General features: G+C 69.7%; 11 protein-coding genes and 1 tRNA gene. 8 read left to right on the top strand and 4 right to left on the bottom strand.

Annotated features, from left to right (window positions below; genetic code table 11):
• Positions 1-20: 20 nt before the first annotated feature.
• The gene (locus AMYHA_RS02780) at positions 21-1,247 is read right to left on the bottom strand and encodes a DUF3662 and FHA domain-containing protein (protein WP_034267669.1); all 1,227 of its coding nucleotides are present in this window, start codon (positions 1,245-1,247) and stop codon (positions 21-23) included.
• Positions 1,248-1,487: 240 nt separating this feature from the next.
• Between AMYHA_RS02780 and AMYHA_RS02775 the strand changes: the two genes are divergently transcribed.
• A tRNA-Leu gene (locus AMYHA_RS02775) sits at positions 1,488-1,570 on the top strand.
• Positions 1,571-1,784: 214 nt separating this feature from the next.
• On the opposite strand, the gene AMYHA_RS02770 is transcribed toward AMYHA_RS02775, so the two are convergent.
• Together AMYHA_RS02770 and AMYHA_RS02765 are read right to left on the bottom strand one after the other, a co-directional pair.
• Positions 1,785-2,993 carry an RNA polymerase sigma factor gene (locus AMYHA_RS02770; RefSeq protein WP_034267667.1) on the bottom strand — a complete coding sequence of 403 codons (1,209 nt, stop codon included), beginning with the start codon at positions 2,991-2,993 and terminating at the stop codon, positions 1,785-1,787.
• A gap of 36 nt (positions 2,994-3,029) precedes the next feature.
• Positions 3,030-3,410 (bottom strand): YciI family protein, encoded by a 381-nt coding sequence (locus AMYHA_RS02765; protein WP_034267665.1) that lies wholly within the window; start codon positions 3,408-3,410, stop codon positions 3,030-3,032.
• Positions 3,411-3,770: 360 nt separating this feature from the next.
• On the opposite strand from AMYHA_RS02765, the gene AMYHA_RS02760 reads away from it, so the two are divergent.
• The 3 genes from AMYHA_RS02760 to AMYHA_RS02750 are packed head-to-tail and all read left to right on the top strand — an operon-like array spanning position 3,771 to position 11,419.
• Positions 3,771-5,456 (top strand): substrate-binding and VWA domain-containing protein, encoded by a 1,686-nt coding sequence (locus tag AMYHA_RS02760; RefSeq protein WP_034267662.1) that lies wholly within the window; start codon positions 3,771-3,773, stop codon positions 5,454-5,456.
• Positions 5,457-5,459: 3 nt separating this feature from the next.
• The gene (locus AMYHA_RS02755) at positions 5,460-7,229 is read left to right on the top strand and encodes a hypothetical protein (protein WP_034267660.1); all 1,770 of its coding nucleotides are present in this window, start codon (positions 5,460-5,462) and stop codon (positions 7,227-7,229) included.
• Positions 7,229-11,419: an alpha-(1->3)-arabinofuranosyltransferase domain-containing protein gene (locus AMYHA_RS02750; RefSeq protein ID WP_051399471.1), complete on the top strand. Its 4,191-nt coding sequence runs from the start codon at positions 7,229-7,231 to the stop codon at positions 11,417-11,419. The genes AMYHA_RS02755 and AMYHA_RS02750 overlap by 1 nt, the downstream gene beginning before the upstream one ends.
• A gap of 75 nt (positions 11,420-11,494) precedes the next feature.
• On the opposite strand, the gene AMYHA_RS02745 is transcribed toward AMYHA_RS02750, so the two are convergent.
• Positions 11,495-12,787 (bottom strand): lipopolysaccharide biosynthesis protein, encoded by a 1,293-nt coding sequence (locus AMYHA_RS02745; RefSeq protein ID WP_051399470.1) that lies wholly within the window; start codon positions 12,785-12,787, stop codon positions 11,495-11,497.
• A 110-nt stretch (positions 12,788-12,897) separates the two neighbouring features.
• Between AMYHA_RS02745 and AMYHA_RS02740 the strand changes: the two genes are divergently transcribed.
• The 4 genes from AMYHA_RS02740 to AMYHA_RS02730 all read left to right on the top strand — a co-directional run bounded on the left by AMYHA_RS02740 (position 12,898) and on the right by AMYHA_RS02730 (position 16,593).
• Complete coding sequence (locus tag AMYHA_RS02740; RefSeq protein ID WP_051399469.1) at positions 12,898-14,598, top strand: hypothetical protein; 1,701 nt, start codon at positions 12,898-12,900, stop codon at positions 14,596-14,598.
• Positions 14,583-14,759, top strand: a complete 177-nt coding sequence (locus AMYHA_RS26750; protein ID WP_157361747.1) for a DUF2613 family protein — start codon at positions 14,583-14,585, stop codon at positions 14,757-14,759. Before AMYHA_RS02740 ends, AMYHA_RS26750 begins: the two co-directional genes overlap by 16 nt.
• Complete coding sequence (locus AMYHA_RS02735; protein ID WP_034267657.1) at positions 14,756-15,805, top strand: hypothetical protein; 1,050 nt, start codon at positions 14,756-14,758, stop codon at positions 15,803-15,805. The genes AMYHA_RS26750 and AMYHA_RS02735 overlap by 4 nt, the downstream gene beginning before the upstream one ends.
• A gap of 98 nt (positions 15,806-15,903) precedes the next feature.
• On the top strand, positions 15,904-16,593 hold the full coding sequence (locus tag AMYHA_RS02730) for a class I SAM-dependent methyltransferase (protein ID WP_330759142.1): 690 nt from the start codon (positions 15,904-15,906) through the stop codon (positions 16,591-16,593).
• Positions 16,594-16,663 lie beyond the last annotated feature (70 nt).

The following is a 16,663-nucleotide window of genomic DNA, read 5'->3' as shown; positions in this document are numbered from 1 at the left end:
GACAGCCCGGGACCCTCGCATCAGCCCTGTGTTCGGAACGTCAGGGAGGAGTGCCCGACGCGGATCACGTCGCCATCAGCGAGCTGCCAGGTCTGCACCGGCGTGCCGTTCACGGTAGTGCCGTTGGTCGAGCCGATGTCAGCCAGCGTCGCACTCTGGCCGTCCCAGGTGATTTCGAGGTGCCTGCGCGACACACCGGTGTCCGGCAGCCGGAAGTCCGCGTCCTGGCCTCTGCCGACGACGTTGCTGCCCTGCTTGAGGGAGTAGCTGCGGTTGGAGCCGTCGTCGAGCATCAGGGCCGCGGCCATCGGCCGGGCGCCGGTTTGCACCGGTGGCGGCGCGTAGCCGGGGTCGTACGCGGGCTGCCCGCCGGGCGGCGTGCCGGGAGGCGGGCCGTAGCCGCCAGGGTCGTAGCCGGGCTGGCCACCGGGAGGCGGTGGCGGAGCGCCGTAGGGGTCGTAGCCGGGCTGCCCGCCCGGTTGTCCGTAGCCGGGGTCATAACCCGGCTGGCCACCGGGAGCACCGTAGCCAGGGTCGTAGCCGCCGGGCGGCTGGCCGTACCCGGGGTCATAGCCGGGCTGCCCGCCGGGATGTCCGTAGCCGGGGTCATAGCCCGGCTGGCCATAGCCAGGGTCGTAACCTGGCTGCCCGCCTGGTGCGCCGTAACCGCCTTGGTCGTAGCCGGGCTGGCCATAGCCAGGGTCGTAACCTGGCTGCCCGCCCTGCTGGTCGTAGCCGGGTTGGCCGTAGCCGTACTGGCCGTACGGGTCGCCCTGGTCGTAGTGGCCGTAGCCGGGTGGCTGACTCATTGCTCGGTCTCCTGCGTTGCGGGGTGGTGCTTCCTGTCCTGAGCGTCCCACGTTGGTAGCTGCGATGTCGGGGTCCACGGTCGATCGAGTCCTGAACTGCCCAGTATGCAGCGCGTCATTGCGCTCTAGCGAGACTACGACGTCACCATAGGTGTCCCAACCGTGCTCTGCGAGATGTTCCGCGACAGCATTCGCGAGCACCCTGGTAACGCGGCGCTCGTCACCGGACATTCGATCGTGGTCGGTAGGACCGAGGGACACGATGTAGTGGTTAGGTGCGAGTAACCGCCCACCAGCGAGCTCGCGGACATTGTCCTCGCTCTCACGCTCAAGGGCTTGTGCCACCTCCTGGGTGACGACATTGCCACCGAACATGCGCGCGAAGGTGTTGCCCACGATGCCCTCAAGACGCCGGTCAAAGCGCTGTATACGGCCCACCGGGACTCGTCCTCCTTCGCACGCTCCTTCACGGTCCGATCGTATCTGTGCGCGGCCGGTTCGGCACTCGCCATCCTGGAAACACCTTGTGGTGACGCTCTCGTTGCTCCCACTGTGCCAGTGCTGGGTGAGTCCGCTGTCAACCAGCGTTGAGGCTGGTGTTGCCCGCTGGCTCGGATGCCGACCCCCGCGGGCGCTCCTAAATCCGGCTACGTTAGGCTAGTTCAGCGTTCAGCACTCGGGCGAGTGGCGGAATGGCAGACGCGCACGGTTCAGGTCCGTGTGTCCGAAAGGACGTGAGGGTTCAACTCCCTCCTCGCCCACATCGAAAGGCCCCGCTCCGGCGGGGCCTTTTCGTTTGTCCGGGATGTCTGGCGCGGGCCGCCACGACACGAAGTCTGTCGACAGTGTGGTCGCTGACCGGGGCGATCTTGATGCAAAGTGGCGATACGTATCGCCACTTTGCATCAAGATCTACGGTGGCCGAGGGATTAGGACGTCGGGGTGGTCCGGGTGCGACTCGCGCCGTCGCCGCGCTCACGCCGCGCGAAGACGCGCGGCGCGCTCGGTGAGGTAGCGCTGTTCCGGGAGGCTGGTGGTGCGGTCGGCGGCGCGGCGGTACTGGACGATCGCGCCGTCGACGTCGCCGGCACGCTCGAGCAGGTGCGCCCGCGCCGCCGCGAGGCGGTGATGTCCGGACAGGTCGTTGTCTAGTTCGTCGAGTTGGCGCAGTCCCTCGGCGGGGCCGTGCACCATCGCCGCCGCGATGGCGCGGTTCAGCGCGATCATGGGGTTCGGCGTCAGGTTCTCCAACAGGCCGTACAACCGCAGGATCTGTGGCCAATCGGTTTCGTCGGACGTCGCCGCGTCGTCGTGCACCGCCGCGATCGCGGCATGCAGTTGGTAATAGCCGACCGCCTCGCGTGCCATCGCGGATTCGAGCAGCGCGACGCCCTCGCGGATCAGTGCGGTGTCCCAGCGCGCGCGGTCCTGGTCTTCGAGCGGAATCAGCTCGCCGTGCGGTCCGGTCCGCGCGTGCCGGCGCGCGTCGGTGAGCAGCATCAACGCGAGCAGGCCGGCCACCTCGGGGTCGTCGGGCAACAACGCACGCACCATCCGCGCGAGCCGGATCGACTCGGTCGCCAGCTCGATGCGCTGCAGGTCGGGGCCAGCCGTACTGGTGTAGCCCTCGTTGAAAATGAGATACAGCACATGCAGTACCGACGCGAGCCGGTCGCGCCACTCGTCGTCGGGCGGCATTCGGAACGTCGCGCCGGAACGTGCGATGCGCTGCTTGGCGCGGCTGATCCGCTGCGCCATCGTCGCCTCGGGCACCCGGAACGCCGCTGCGATCTCCGCCGTTGTCAGGCCGCCGACCGCCCGGAGCGTCAGCGCGATCGCGGACGCCGTGGTCAGCTTGGGGTGGCAGGACAAGAACAGCACCGTGAGCGTGTCGTCGGCGTGCCGCACCTCGGTGCCGGTGATCTCCTGTTGCGCGGCGATGTCTTCCCTGCGCCGACGCGCCTGCTCGCCGCGCGCCTGGTCGGCCATGCGGCGCGAGGCGACCTGGAGCAGCCAGCCGCGCGGATTATCCGGCAGCCCGGACGAGGGCCACTGCGTCGCCGCGGCGAGCAGCGCTTCCTGCACGGCGTCCTCCGCCGCGTCGAAGTCGCCATAGCGGCGCGCCACCGTGCCGAGCACCTGCGGGGCGAGTTCTCGCAGCAGGTCCTCGGGCACGGCGCTCACGCATCACACGCTATCGGCGACTACCGACAACGTCGGTCAGGCCGACATCACTTCGCGAACCTCGATCTGCTGCTTGATCGGGTCGCCGTTCGGGCCGGGCGCCGCCGAGATCCGCGCCGCGATCTCCAGTGCACGCTGCTCGCTGTCGACGTCGACGATCCGGTACCCGGCAAGGAACTCCTTCGACTCGGGGAACGGCCCATCGGAGACGACCGGCGCGCCGCCGTCCGACGTGACGATCTTGGCCAGCTCAGGGCCGGCAAGCCCCTCACCCCCGACCAGCTCGCCGCTCTCGGTCAGTTCCTTGGTCAGATCGCGCTGGAAGTCGATGTGTGCGGTGATCTCGTCCGGTGCCCACTCGCTCATCGGCCCGCAGTCGGCTCCGCCGTAGTGCTGCAACAGCATGTACTTCGCCATGATGCTCTCCTCGGTGTCGCGCTTACGCCATCGTGGCGTCTTCCCGGGTAGGTCGGAGCTGTTCCGCGGTCCTCGACATCCTCGCGGTGGAATTTTCGCGGATTCTCGGACCGCGTTCCTGCGTCCGGAACCTGTCGGCGTTGTGGTCGCTATGGCAACCGGAACGCCTCAAGATCAACACGACGCCCTGGAGGCTGGGACGGCGATTTGCGCTACCGAGCGGTAACAATCCGCCACGCGGTGTGATCATCCGGCCCGATTTGGTGCGAATGGCGCAGGCAAATACCGATGTTCGGACGTTCCGTGACGTGCGGAATTGACGAGAATGGACGGGGGCTACGAGCGAGGAGGGCGAAGCCGATGGGTCGACACGCGTCGGCGGGTCCCCCACGAGCGCGCGTCATCGTGCTGAGCACGCTGCTGGTGCTCACTCTCGTCGGCTGGTTCGCGTTCGATTTCCTTGTCGACGAACTCCGCGCGGCTGGCTGCGGTTCGGACACCGCCATCACGGTCACCGCCGCCACCGATATCGCGCCGGTCGTCCAGCGGGCGGCGCGCACGGTGTCGCAACAGGAGGGGGACGACTGCTATCGCGTGCACGTCACCGCGCGGGATTCCGAGGTCACCGCGGAGTCCCTCGTGTTGTCGCAGGGCAGGAAGCCGCCGGACGTCTGGATCCCGGAGTCGACGATGTGGCTGCAGCACGCCAACGACAAGGGCGCGTGGGACGTCCCCGTCAACGGCACCTCCATCGCGAGCACTCCGGTCGTGCTCGCGCTGACCGAGGACGCCGCGACGCAGCTCGGCTGGCCAGCCGTCCCGCCGCGCTGGTCGGCGCTCGTCGGGCCGGACGCGGGCGACTTCGACGTCGGCATCGCCGATCCGGCGTGGGATCCGGCCAGCCTGTCCGCGCTCATCGCGCTCAAGCACCTCGCGAGCGACGCGCCGCGCTCCGGCAAGGCGTACACGTCCTCGCTGCGACACGTCTCGGCCAACGTGGCCGAGGAGCCGTCCACCCTCTACCGCAGGCTGCCGGGCAGCTCGGGCGACACCGAGCCGCTGGACGCCTTCCCGACAACGGAGTTCGACCTGCTCACCCACAACCTCGAGGCGCGCACCGCCGATCTGGTCGCCAGCTACCCCGAGCGGCCGATCCCCGCGCTGGACTTCCCCTACATCGTGCTGCCGGACACGACCGGCGAGCGGCGCGACGCTGCCAAGGACTTCCTCGACCTGCTGGTCAGCGACCGGTTCGCGGAGGCGTTCGCCGACGCCGGGTTCCGTTCTCCTGAGGGCACCGCGCTGCGGAACCGCGGCAAGCGGACCTCGGCGCAGGCGGTGCCGCCGGTGGCGCTGCCGGACGCGGGCGAGGTGCGGCAGTTGCTCAACGAGTGGGCGGGCGTGAATCTCAGCGCTCGCATCCAGGTGCTGCTCGACGTCTCCGGCTCGATGAGCGCTGCCGTGCCAGGCACCGGCCAGACCAGGATGGCCGCGACGATCGAGGCGGCCGAACTTGGTCTGCGGCTGTTCAAGCCGACGACCAAGATCGGGCTCTGGGCGTTCTCCACCTACCTCGACGGGTCGAAGCCGTATCGCGAGCTGCTGCCGGTGCGGCAGGTGCGCGAGCACCTCAACGGCAATGGCATCGAGCGACTGCGATCGGCGGCGAACCAGATCGGCGGCAACACCGGCCTGTACGACAGCACGCTCGCCGCCTACCGGGATGCGACCGAGAACTGGGAGGCTGGCCGGATCAACATCGTCGTCGTCCTCACCGACGGCAAGAACGCCTACCCGGAAGGCATCACCCGCGAGCAGCTGCTCGCCAAGCTGGACAAGCTCCACGACCCGCGCCGCCCGCTGCAGGTCATCGGCATCGGCATCGGGCCGGACGTCGACAAGAAGGAACTCGAGCAGATCGCGGCGGCGACCGGCGGCGAGGCGTTCACGACGCCGGATCCCAGCAAGATCAAGGACGTCTTCTACGCGGCGTTGTCGAAGCTGCTCTGCCAGCCACCGGCGTGCAAACCGGACTCGGGACGCTGACGCGTGCGGCGTAAACACGGTGCGGTGCATCTTGCCGCGCTCATCGCCGCGATGGTGCCGTTCGGGGTGCACGCCTGGTACGCGCTGCAGGGGTTCTTCGCGCATGACGACTTCCTGATCACGTACCGCGCCGCCACCGAAGGGCCAGGCCTGGCGTATCTGTTCCAGGACTACAACGACCACCTGTCTCCGGGTGTCTTCGCGCTGGCCTGGGCGGTGACCGAGATCGCGCCGCTGAACTTCGCGGCCGCGATGCTGCCGCTGCTGGCCATGCAGGCGGCGACATCGGTCGTGCTGTGGCTGTTGCTCGTGCGGTGGTTCGGAGTCCGGTGGCCACTGTTGCTGCCGTTCGTGGTCTTCACCTGTTCACCCGTCGTCCTGACGCCGACGCTGTGGTGGGCCTACGGCGTGCAGCTGCTGCCGACGATGCTGGCGATGGTCGGCGCGCTGTTCGCGCACACCGGATATCTGCGGGACGGTCGCACCAGCCAGGCCGTCGCGGGGCTACTGTGGACGGCTGCCGGTCTGCTGTTCTACGAGAAGGCTGGCCTTGTTCCGCTGCTGCTGTTCGGGGTCACCGTGCTGTTGGCGCCTGCCGGGCAGCGCCCCCCGATCATCTGGGCGGCGCGCTCCCACGTGCGCGTGTGGCTGGCGTACGGCGCGTTGCTTGCGGCCTATGTCGTGGTTTACCTGGCGCTGACCGACGGTTCGCCGCGGGAACCGGTGGCCACGCGGGCGGTGCCGGAGCTGGCGTGGCGGATGATCGTCGACAGCCTGCTCGTGCCGTCACTAGGCCTGCCGGTTGACGCACCCGACGGTGACGGTGCCGCGCAGGTGGCCGCGCCGCCGGTGGCGTTCGAGGTGGTCGCCGTCGCGGTCGGGGTCGTCGTGCTGGTGGCAGGATGGCTAGTGGGCCGCCGACGCGCGAGCTATGCCTGGGCGTTGCTTGGCACATACCTGGTCATCGACGTCGCGCTGGTCGCCGTCACCAGGCTGGCGCTGGTCGGACCGGCCATCGGCACGGACATGCGCTACATCGCCGACGCCGTACTGGTGATGGTGCTGTGTGCGCCGTTCGCCTTCCTCACGCCGCGTGGTCAACGCATGGTGCTGACCCCGGCGCCACAGCGGAGGGCGCGGCTCGGCGCACCGGTGCTGGCTGTCGTGGTGCTGGCGGTGGCGATCGGCACGATGGCCAGCACGATGCGACTGGCGCCCGAGATGCGGTTCTCGGCGTCCCGTGACTACGTCACCACCGCGCGCGCCGCGCTGGCAGAGCGCGGCGACATCGTGCTGTACGACGCGCGGGTGCCCCGCGAGGTGATGACGCCGTGGTTCGGTCCCGACCGGGTCACGTCACGAGTGCTTGGACAGCTCCACGACGCTCCCCGATTCGATGCCCCCGGCAGCCAGCTCTACGTGCTCGACCGCACTGGCAGGCCGACGGAGGTAGCCGGGATCGTCGATGCCGTCGCTGGGGTGGCGGGTCCGGTCGACGAGTGCGGCTACGCGGTGACCGATCGCTGGAGCGTGATTCCGCTGACGTCCACGGTTGACGGCAGGCGGCTGGCGCGATTGAGGTACTTCACGGCGCGGAGCGGCCCCGCCACCGTGATCGCGGGCAGCACGCGGACTCGCGTCCACCTCGACGAAGGGGCCAATCGGCTCTACGTCCCGATCGACGGCGTGGTGAGCCGGGTCGAGATCAAGCGGAACACGCCGGTCGAAGCCGCGTGTGTCACCGGTGTCGTCGTCGGGCGGCCGGTGACCTGATGTCGGTGACGAGAGTGTGGCGCACACCGACGGCGTGGGTAATGGTCGCGCTGACCGTCCTGTCGTTCCTGCAGCTGCCGGGCAGGACGACGTTCGACACCAAGCTCGACCTCGTCGTCAACCCCATCGACTTCCTCGGCCGCTCACTGCACCTGTGGAACCCGGAAGCATCCGGCGGCGAGCTGCAGAACCAGGCGTACGGCTACCTGTTCCCGATGGGGCCATTCTTCGCGACGGGCGACATCCTCGGTATCCCGCCCTGGATCACGCAGCGGCTGTGGTGCGCGCTGCTGCTGTGCCTCGCGTTCCTTGGCGCGCTCGCGCTGGCGCGGGCGTTGCGGATCGGGTCGGAGCCGGCCCGCTACGCGGGTGCCCTCGGCTACGCGCTCGCGCCGAGGATGCTCACCGAGATCGGCCCGATCTCCGCCGAGATGCTGCCAGCGGTCATGTTGCCCTGGGCGATGCTGCCGCTGGTCACGGCCGACCGCATCGGTTCGCCACGTAAGGCGGCCGCGCTCTCCGCGCTCGCGGTGCTCGGCATGGGCGGCGTCAACGGCGCCGCCGTCGTCATGGCACTGGTGCTGCCCGGCCTGTGGCTGCTGACCCGGCGCTGGACCCGCGAACACGTGCGGCTTGTCGCGTGGTGGGCTGGCTCGGTCACCCTCGCCTCGCTGTGGTGGCTGCTGCCGTTGCTGCTGCTCGGCCAGTACAGCCTGCCGTTCATCGACTACGTCGAATCGTCGGCGAACACCACGTCGCCGACGTCGCTGCTGCAGGTGCTGCGCGGCACCAACCAGTGGGTGGCCTATGTCTACGAGGGCACGGCCTGGTGGCCATCGGGATATTTCCTTGTCGACAACCCGGTGTTGATGCTGGCGACGGCGTTGCTGGCGATGGTCGCGCTGTTCGGGCTGCTGCGGCCTGGGCTGCCGGAACGGCCATTCCTCATCCTCGGCGTGTTCGCCGGCGTCACGCTGCTGACCATTGGCTATGTCGGCACGCTGGACAGCCCGTTCGCCGAGACCGTCCGCGACCTGCTCGACGGCCCGCTCGCCCCGCTGCGCAACGTGCACAAGTTCGAGCCAGGGCTACGACTACCGCTGATGCTGGCGTTCGCGCACGCCATCAGCGGAGTGCTGCCTGGCATGGCACGGGGACTGTCGCGCGGCACGGCGGCGTGGACGGTGGTGTGGGCGCGGCGCGCCCGGCTCGGCGTCGGCTTCCTGCTCGTCGCGATCGTCGCGACCCCGGCGTGGACGGGGACGCTGCGGCCTGGCCCCGGCTGGCAGGAGATCCCGGACTACTGGGGCGCCGCGATGGGCTGGCTCGGCGAGCACAGCGAAGGCACCCGCACGCTGCTGGTGCCTGGCACCGGCTTCGGTGAGTACGAGTGGGGCAAGACCGTCGACGAGCCGGTGCAGCCGCTCGCCGCGTCGTCCTGGGCGATGCGCAGCCAGATCCCGCTCGGCTCCGAGGGCAACACGCGGCTGATGGAGGCGGTGGAGAACGCGCTCGCCAACGGCAGGGGCAGCGACGGCCTCGCTGCGTTCCTCGCAAGGGGAGGTCACGGCTTCCTGCTGCTGCGTAACGACATCGACAGGGAGACGACGTCCGCGCCGCCGTTGACGGTGTTGCGTGCCGCGCTGACCCGATCGGACGGTATCGAGCGGGTCACCGGTTTCGGGCCGGAGCTGCGGCCGTCCGAGCTGCCGATCGTCAGCGGCATCGACCTGGACGCCGCGCCTGCCCGCGCGATCGAGATCTACCGGGTCAAGCGGCCCGTGCCGACCGCGACCGCCGTGCGATTGGACGACGTCGCCACCGTCAGCGGCGGACCGGAGTCGGTGCTGCGACTGCTCGACACCGGGCTACTGCGGCAGCGCGAGCCCACGATCCTCGCCGGAGACGCCGACGGCCTGCGCACCGGCAGGTGGCTCGCCACGGACGGGCTGCGGCATCGGGAGCGCAACGTCGGCAGGGTTCGCGCCAACCTCAGCCAGACCATGACCGTCGATGAGCAGCCGCGGCAGGACCGGCCAGCGCTCGACCTGCTGCCGGTGTCCGGCCTGAGCCACAAGACGCTGGCCGACTACCAGGGCATCCGCTCGGTGACGGCGTCATCAGCGGTGAGCTACGCCGACGCGGTGCGGGTGAGCGATCCGTCAGGGCAGCCGTTCGCAGCCATCGACGGTAATGCCTACACCACATGGCAGTCGTCCAGCTTCTACGGGCCGCAGGGGCAGTGGCTCAACGTCGAGTTGGACACGCCCCGGCAGGTGGAGGAGGTAACGCTGCGACTGGTCAACGACCGCAGGGTCGGCTGGCCGGTGACGAGGGTGCGGATCACCACCGATGCCGGGTCCGTCGAGCACGAGTTGTCCAACGGCGGTACCGAAGCGCGGCTGCCGGTCGCCAGCGGGCTCACCGGCAGCGTCCGAGTGACCATCCTCGACGTCGCGGCCAATCGGCAGACCGGCAACGTCGGCATCGCGGAGCTGGACATCCCCGGCGTGACGGCGCAGCGGGCGTTGCGGGTGCCGGGCGACGTCGACCCTGCCGAGGGTCAGCCGCTCGCGTTCTCGTTCAGCAGGGGGTCGTTGCCGCGCTACGCCTGCGTGACGGGCCACGCCGGCCAGCGCTGCGACTCGGGGCTGACCCGGTTCGGTGAGGAGCCGCACGGCCTGCACCGGCTGCTGCGCACCCCGGTGACGACGCGGTATGAGTTCGGCGGCACAGTGCTGCCGGCGTTCGGCGGTGACCATCCCGTGTCGCTGCCCGGCGTCGAGCTGTCGTCGTCGACGACGCTGGCGGGTGACCCAGCGGCCGGACCGCTCGCTGCCGTCGACGGCAACCCGGCGACCACCTGGATCGCCGACGTCACCGACACCAGACCGACGTTGCGGCTGCGTTGGCAGGGCCAGCGGAAGCTGACTGGGCTGCGGCTGCGCACCGACGAGACGTCCGGCGCGGCACGGCCTGCGGAGGTCGTGCTGAGCACGCCGTTCACCAACCGGACCGTCGAGTTGGACGAGCAGGGCCACGCGCCGATCGACCTGGTCACCGACCAGCTGGACGTGCACCTGGTCGCGCCAGCCCCGCAGCCGAATGACGCTGGCATCACCTGGCCAGCCGGGACGACTGGCATCACAGAGCTGTCGCTGGACGGCGCAGGCGACCTGCTCGGCGAGGTCGGGCCAGACACGCCGTTCACCGTGCCGTGCGGGTCGGGGCCACCGGTCACCGTGGACGGCTTCCAGTACGCGACGTCGGTGTCCGGCACTGTCGGCGACGTCAACGACCACCGCGAGCTGCGGCTCGGCACCTGCGAGGACAGCGAGGGCGGCATCGAGCTCGGGCCAGGCTCGCACGAGGTGCACGGCGGGGAGTCGGCGTCGTTCGTGGTGCAGGACCTGTGGCTGCGTCCGGTGCGATCGAGCGGACCTGGGGAGTCGGGGGCTGGCGGCGCTGCCGCGGCGTCGGCGTCACCGGACGGGCCGGTGGTCACCCGCGCGGTCACCGTGCGGCAGTGGGACATCGGGCACCGGAAACTCGACGTCGCGGCGGGGGAGTCCGCCGTGCTCACCGTGCCGGAGAACGCCAACGACGGCTGGGTCGCCACCGTGGACGGCGAACCGTTGCGGCGCACCCGGGTCGATGGCTGGCAACAGGCATGGCTGCTGCCAGCTGGGGACGCGACGACGGTGACGCTGACGTTCGAGCCGGACACCCGCTACCGGCAGGCGCTGCTGATCGGCGGGCTCGCCGCGCTCGGTCTGCTGATCGTGCTGCTCGTCCCCGCGCGGCGGCGGTCGTTGATCAGCACGGTCCCCGGTGGGGCGCGGGTGATCACCGTGGCGCTGGGCGTACTGCTTGTGGTCGTCGGTGGCGTGCCTGCCGTGATCGCGCTGCTCGCTTGCTTGCTCGCGGCGACGTTGTGGGAACCGGCGCCACGGGTGCTCGCCGTCGCGGGGGTGGTGACGGCAGCGCTGACGGCGGTCACCGGGCGGCTGCTCGGCAACGGTCAGGAATGGGCGTATGGCTGGCTCGCGCAGGGCGCGATGCTGGTCGCGCTCGCCGCCGTCGCCGCGGCGTGCGTCGAGCGGTATCTGCCGCCGCCGCTCGGCAGTGCTGACAGGTCCCACGACGTCGAGCCAGGCGACGCCGAGCCACCCGCACCGAGTGGATCTTGAGGCGTTGCGGTGATCCGTATCGCCAGAACGCCTCAAGATCCACTCGGCCAAGGTCGGATCGCGTGGCCGTTGGTGTCAGGGCAGCTGCGGCGTCTGCGGCAGGGCGATCCTGCCGTGGCGCGCGATGATGCTGTGGCGCAGTTCGATCAACGCGCTCGCCACCACAAGCGCCGCCGTCGTCGCGACCGCCGCGGTGACGATCTCGATCATCGAGTCGTGCAGCCATGCGGTGACGATGCCGATCTCGACGCCGACCGCGACCCACACCAGCACCGTGGAGCGGCGGTCCGCGCTCGCGATCCGCGAGTACAGCAAGATCTGCACGAGCGACAGCAGCGAACCGACCAGCGCGAACGCCCACAGCGGCAGGGTGCTCGCCGCGTAGCCGCCGCCACCGATCAGCGTCACGATGTTGCTGCCGAACACCGCGGCGACCGCAACCACGATGATGTTCAGCCCGGCGCAGAAGCCGAGGGTGATCGGCACGATGCGGCGCCGCTGCTCGGCGTCGGCGAGCCGGGGCAGCGCGACGACGGCCATCGCGTACGGCAACCAGTACGCCATGCGGGTCATCACCCAGCCGACCGCGTACTCGCCGCCCGCATCGGGGGACAGGTGATGCCTCGCGAGAATCAGGTCGAGGTTGACCAGCAGCACGAGCCCGAGCAGCGCCTGCGAGGTGTGGAATGCGCCGGTGATGTGGCCCGGTTGCCGCTTGGCGAGCGGGGGCCTGCCACACATGAGCCAGCCGGTCGTCGCGACAAGCAGGGTGCCGACGACCATCGAGCCGAGGGCGCCGACCGGCGTGCCGAACACCAGCAGCCCGAGCAGCGCGGAACCGGTGCGGCCGAGGCCGTCGATGATGATCAGTCGTGCCAGCGCGCCGAATCGCTGCGAGCCCTGCAGGATGCCGAGGAACACGCCGTTGCAGGTCACTCCGGCCAGTGCGACCGCGACGCACAGCGTCGGCCACGGTGTCGAGAAGTGCAGCAACGACATCAGCAATGGCGTCGCGCCGATCAGCAGCCCGGTGACGGCCGCGCTCGCGGTCAGCGCGAGGGAGAGGAGTTGGCCGAGGTCACGCCTGGGCAGTTTGCGCGGGTCCGTGCTCGGCGCTGTGCCGGTGCGGAGCTTGGCTACCCGCAGCGCGGCGAAGGTCTGCAATCCCAGTGCCGGGACCGCGCCCACGACGACGATCGCGAGCAGCGACCCGAACTCGCCCCACTGCGCCTGGCTGAGCAACCGGGGCGCGATGACGTTCAGCAGGTACGCGCCGATGTTGCTCATGCCGAACGCGATGGCGACGATCAGCGTGTCGACCTGCGCTCGCCTGGCAGTACTGCGGGGCGCCGCAGCAACTCGCGTCATAACGGACCTCAGTTACCAAAAGGTAGTTCCACGAAACTCTAACCGTGAGATCACCGGAGGCAAATCGCGTGTGGAAATCGGGTCCAAACGGTGCAGGGTTACTGCATCGAATGGCCTTGCCGATCTGTGCCATCGGTATTGCTCTGATCGGACTCGCCCCGGTGTTGTCCGGTGGTTTCTTGCTCCATTACGACATGGTGTTCACGCCCCGGCAACCGCTGCTACCCGATGTGATCGGTGTCAGCTCCACGTTGCCGCGGTCAGTGCCAGCCGACGCCGTTCTCGCGCTCGCCACCACGATCGTCCCTGGCGACGTCCTGCAGAAGCTGATCCTGTTCGGCGCGTTCGTCGCGGCTCCGCTCGGTGCGGGCAGGTTGGTGCCGACGGTCTCCACTGGTACGCGGCTGGTCGCCGCCGTCGCCTACGGCTGGACGCCGTTCGTCGCGGAACGGCTGTTCCTCGGCCATTGGCCGTACCTGATCGCCTACGCCTGCCTGCCGTGGGTCGTGGCGTTCGGGCTGGCGCTACGCCGGGGTGAGCCCCGCGCGTTGCCGAAGCTGGTGCTGGCGATCGCGCCAGCCGTGCTGACGCCGTCCGGGGGCATCATCGTCTGCCTCGCCGCGCTCGCGTCTGCCGGTGTCCGCCGTGCCGCCAGCGTCGGTGGCGCCGCCGTCGTGCTCAACGCGCCGTGGCTCGTTCCCGCGCTGCTGCACGGCGGGAGCGCGTTGTCCAGCCCCGATGCGGTCGCCGCGTTCGCCGCGCGGGCGGAGAACTGGGCCGGTCCTGTGGTGAGCGTCCTCGGGCTCGGCGGGGTGTGGAACGCCGATGCCGTACCCGCCAGCCGGGCGGTGCCGCTGGTGCCGGTCTTCACGCTCGTGTTCGTCGTCCTGGCGCTGCTGGGGCAGCGGGTGTTGGCCAGCCGGATCGGTGCCGCGCCCGCGCGGTCGTTGCTGGCGCTCGGCGCGGGTGGGGTCGTGCTCGCGTCGTTGGCCACGGTGCCCTACGGGGCGGACCTGCTGCGCTGGCTGGTCGTGACGGTGCCAGGCGCGGGACTGCTGCGGGACGGCCAGAAGTGGGTCGCGCTGTGGGCGGTGCCGTTCGCGCTCGGGCTCGCGCTCGCTGTCGAGCAGGCCGCTCGGTACCTGCGCGAGCGATGGCAGCGGGTGGCGTTGTTCACGGCGGCAGCCGTCGCGCCGCTCATCTTGTTGCCCGACCTCGCCTTCGCGGGGTTCGGCCGGTTGACGCCGGTGCATTACCCGGACGACTGGCGGGCCGTCGCCGAACGCCTTGCGGACGATCCGCGCGAGGGCGATGTCGTCGCGCTGCCGCTGTCGTCGTTCCGTGTCTTCGCGTGGAACGGCAACCGGCCGATGCACGACCCCGCACCCCGGTTCCTGCCGCGCGACACGGTCATCGGCGACACCCTCTACGTCGACGGTGACCCGATCACCGGCGAGGACCCCAGGGCCGAGCAGGTTCGCCGCACCCTGGCGGCGGACGGCGATCTCGGTGCGATCGGCATCGGGTGGGTGCTCGTCGAGCACGGCACGCCCGGTGACGTCGACCCCGCGCTGCTCGATCGGCTGGATCGCGAGTACCGGGGCGAGTGGTTGTCGCTCTACCGGGTGGCCGGCGACATCGGCCGAGCGCAGCAGTTCGCGCCGCCGCTGGTACCAGTGTTGCTCGCGGATGGCCTAGCCATTCTACTCATCGGTAGTTCTCTGCTGGCTGGATATTGTCCCTGGCCACGCGGTCGCGATAGATTGTCCGCCACATCCGAAGTCGAGGGGGTCAGGTGGCCAAGCTCGTAGGTGTCATGACGTCGGTGCTCGCTGGACTCGCGCTCGCTTTCGCCGCCGGTGTTGGCCTGACGGCTGCTGGAAATCCGGATTCCAATGCCGACCTTGAGAGCGGTCTCGGCGCGAACAACGTCTACAACAACATCGACTACGGCTCTCGCCTGAGCGAGTGACAGGGGCCGAATCGCTGCTCGCGCATGCTGGCGACACCTCGGTGTCCTGGAGCATCGTGCTGCAAGCGCGGCTGACGCACCCGGCTGATCCGGACAAGGTGGCGCAGCGGCTGGCAGCGACGACCGTGGAGCATCCCCACCTCGGCCTCCCGCCCGACGTCACCCCGGTGACCGAGGCGACGCTGGGCGCGGTGCGCACCCTGCTCGCCGACACGCCCTATCACCACGGCGATCCGCTGGTGCGCGTCGCCGTCGGGGAAGTGGAGCCGTTGCTGCTGCTCGCGGCGCACCACAGTGCCGTGGACGGGCTTGGTTTACTCGGGCTGCTCGGCCGCGCGCTCGACGTCCCCGTAGCCAGCAGCGTGGCCGGGCTCGGCGGGGACGTCGTCGAGACGCCGTTCGCGCGTGCGGCCGCCCGCAGGCTCGCGGACGCCCTGCTGCGGCCATCAACGCGCATCGCTCCTAGCTCCACTGTGGACGGATCGGCCGATGGTGACACCCTCGTCGCGCTGCGCAGCGGTGATGTGGGTCTGCGTACGTCGACACTCACCGCGGCCGTCGCGCGCACCGTGGTGAGTTGGAACCGGGCTCACCGTGCGGAGAACGGCAGGATCGTGGCCGGAATCGGCGCGTCGCGCCGCGCCGGCAGCGCGCCTGAGCCGGTGGACGCCAGCGCGTATCTGTTGCTGCCTGTCGGGCAGGACGCCGACGCCGAGCGGATCGGTGCCGAGCTCGTCCGCGCTCGGGTCGAGCCGAACCCGCCCGCGACGCCGCTGGCCCGCATCGCGCACCGGGTGACGCGACCGATCGCCAACCGGCTCGCCGCCACCTTCCTCGTGTCCAATGTGGGCGGTGTGACTGCCGCTGGGCAGGTGACCGAGCTTGCCTTCTTTCCTGTCGCGAGCGGGAACTCGGGGGTGGCTTTCGGCGCGGTGACCGCTGCGGGGACGACGACGGTGACCATGCGCACCCGCCGCGCGCATGTCGACACCGTCACCGCGGCCGGATTCCTGACCGATGTGATGCGGCATTTTCCTGGCCACTGAAAGGTTCGATGCGGGATAATCGCTGAACCCGGGAGAAAGTGACTCAACCTATGGTGACAGTGGCGCCACATAAGGCGAATCTCCGGCGGTCGGTCGCATTGTTTCGCGCGTTTCGCAGCGAGCAGTCCGACCCAGACTGGTTCTATGGCGCACTCGCGGACGATTCGGCGCGGCAGGTGGCGTCGTACGCCCCGCTGCGGGGCGCGACGCTGCTCGACGTCGGTGGTGGGCCCGGCTACTTCGCGGACGCGTTCGAGGCGGCTGGCGCCCGCTACGTCGGGCTCGACCCCGACGTCGGCGAGTTGTCGGCGCGGGGTGACATGCGTCCGGGAATGCTGCTGGGAAGCGGCACTGAGCTGCCGATACGTACGTCCACTATGGACGTCTGTTACTCGTCAAACGTGCTCGAACACGTCGCGCGGCCGGAGACGATGCTCGCCGAGATGGTGCGGGTGACCAAGCCGGGCGGCATCGTGTTCGCCTCATACACGACGTGGCTCTCGCCGTGGGGCGGGCACGAGACGTCGCCGTGGCATTTCCTCGGCGGCCATTACGCGCGCGAACGTTATGTGCGGCGGCACGGCCACGAGCCGAAAAACCGTTTCGGGGAAACGCTTTTCGCGGTCAGTATCGGCTCGGTATTGCGCTGGGCGCGACAGCGGCCCGATGTGATTCTGGTGGACGCGCTGCCGCGTTATCACCCATGGTGGTCGCATTGGATCGTGCGGATTCCAGGACTGCGGGAAATCGCGTCCTGGAATCTCGCGATGATCCTGCGTAAGCGGTAGCGCGACATCCCGAACGGCGATGCCCTGAAGTAGCGACGCACTGGACCCGGTGGATCTTGAGAGTATCTGG

Source organism: Haloechinothrix halophila YIM 93223, assembly GCF_000504245.1.
Taxonomy (GTDB): domain Bacteria; phylum Actinomycetota; class Actinomycetes; order Mycobacteriales; family Pseudonocardiaceae; genus Haloechinothrix_A; species Haloechinothrix_A halophila.
Note: the sequence above shows the minus strand (reverse complement) of the source record. Positions and strands in the feature narration are given on the sequence as shown.

What these genes read in the sequence shown, in the direction of transcription:
- AMYHA_RS02765 (WP_034267665.1), bottom strand. Translation starts at nt 3,410, where the DNA reads ATGGCGAAGTACATGCTGTTGCAGCACTACGGCGGAGCCGACTGCGGG.
- AMYHA_RS02760 (WP_034267662.1), top strand. Translation starts at nt 3,771, where the DNA reads ATGGGTCGACACGCGTCGGCGGGTCCCCCACGAGCGCGCGTCATCGTG.
- AMYHA_RS02750 (WP_051399471.1), top strand. Translation starts at nt 7,229, where the DNA reads ATGTCGGTGACGAGAGTGTGGCGCACACCGACGGCGTGGGTAATGGTC.
- AMYHA_RS02745 (WP_051399470.1), bottom strand. Translation starts at nt 12,787, where the DNA reads ATGACGCGAGTTGCTGCGGCGCCCCGCAGTACTGCCAGGCGAGCGCAG.
- AMYHA_RS02740 (WP_051399469.1), top strand. Translation starts at nt 12,898, where the DNA reads ATGGCCTTGCCGATCTGTGCCATCGGTATTGCTCTGATCGGACTCGCC.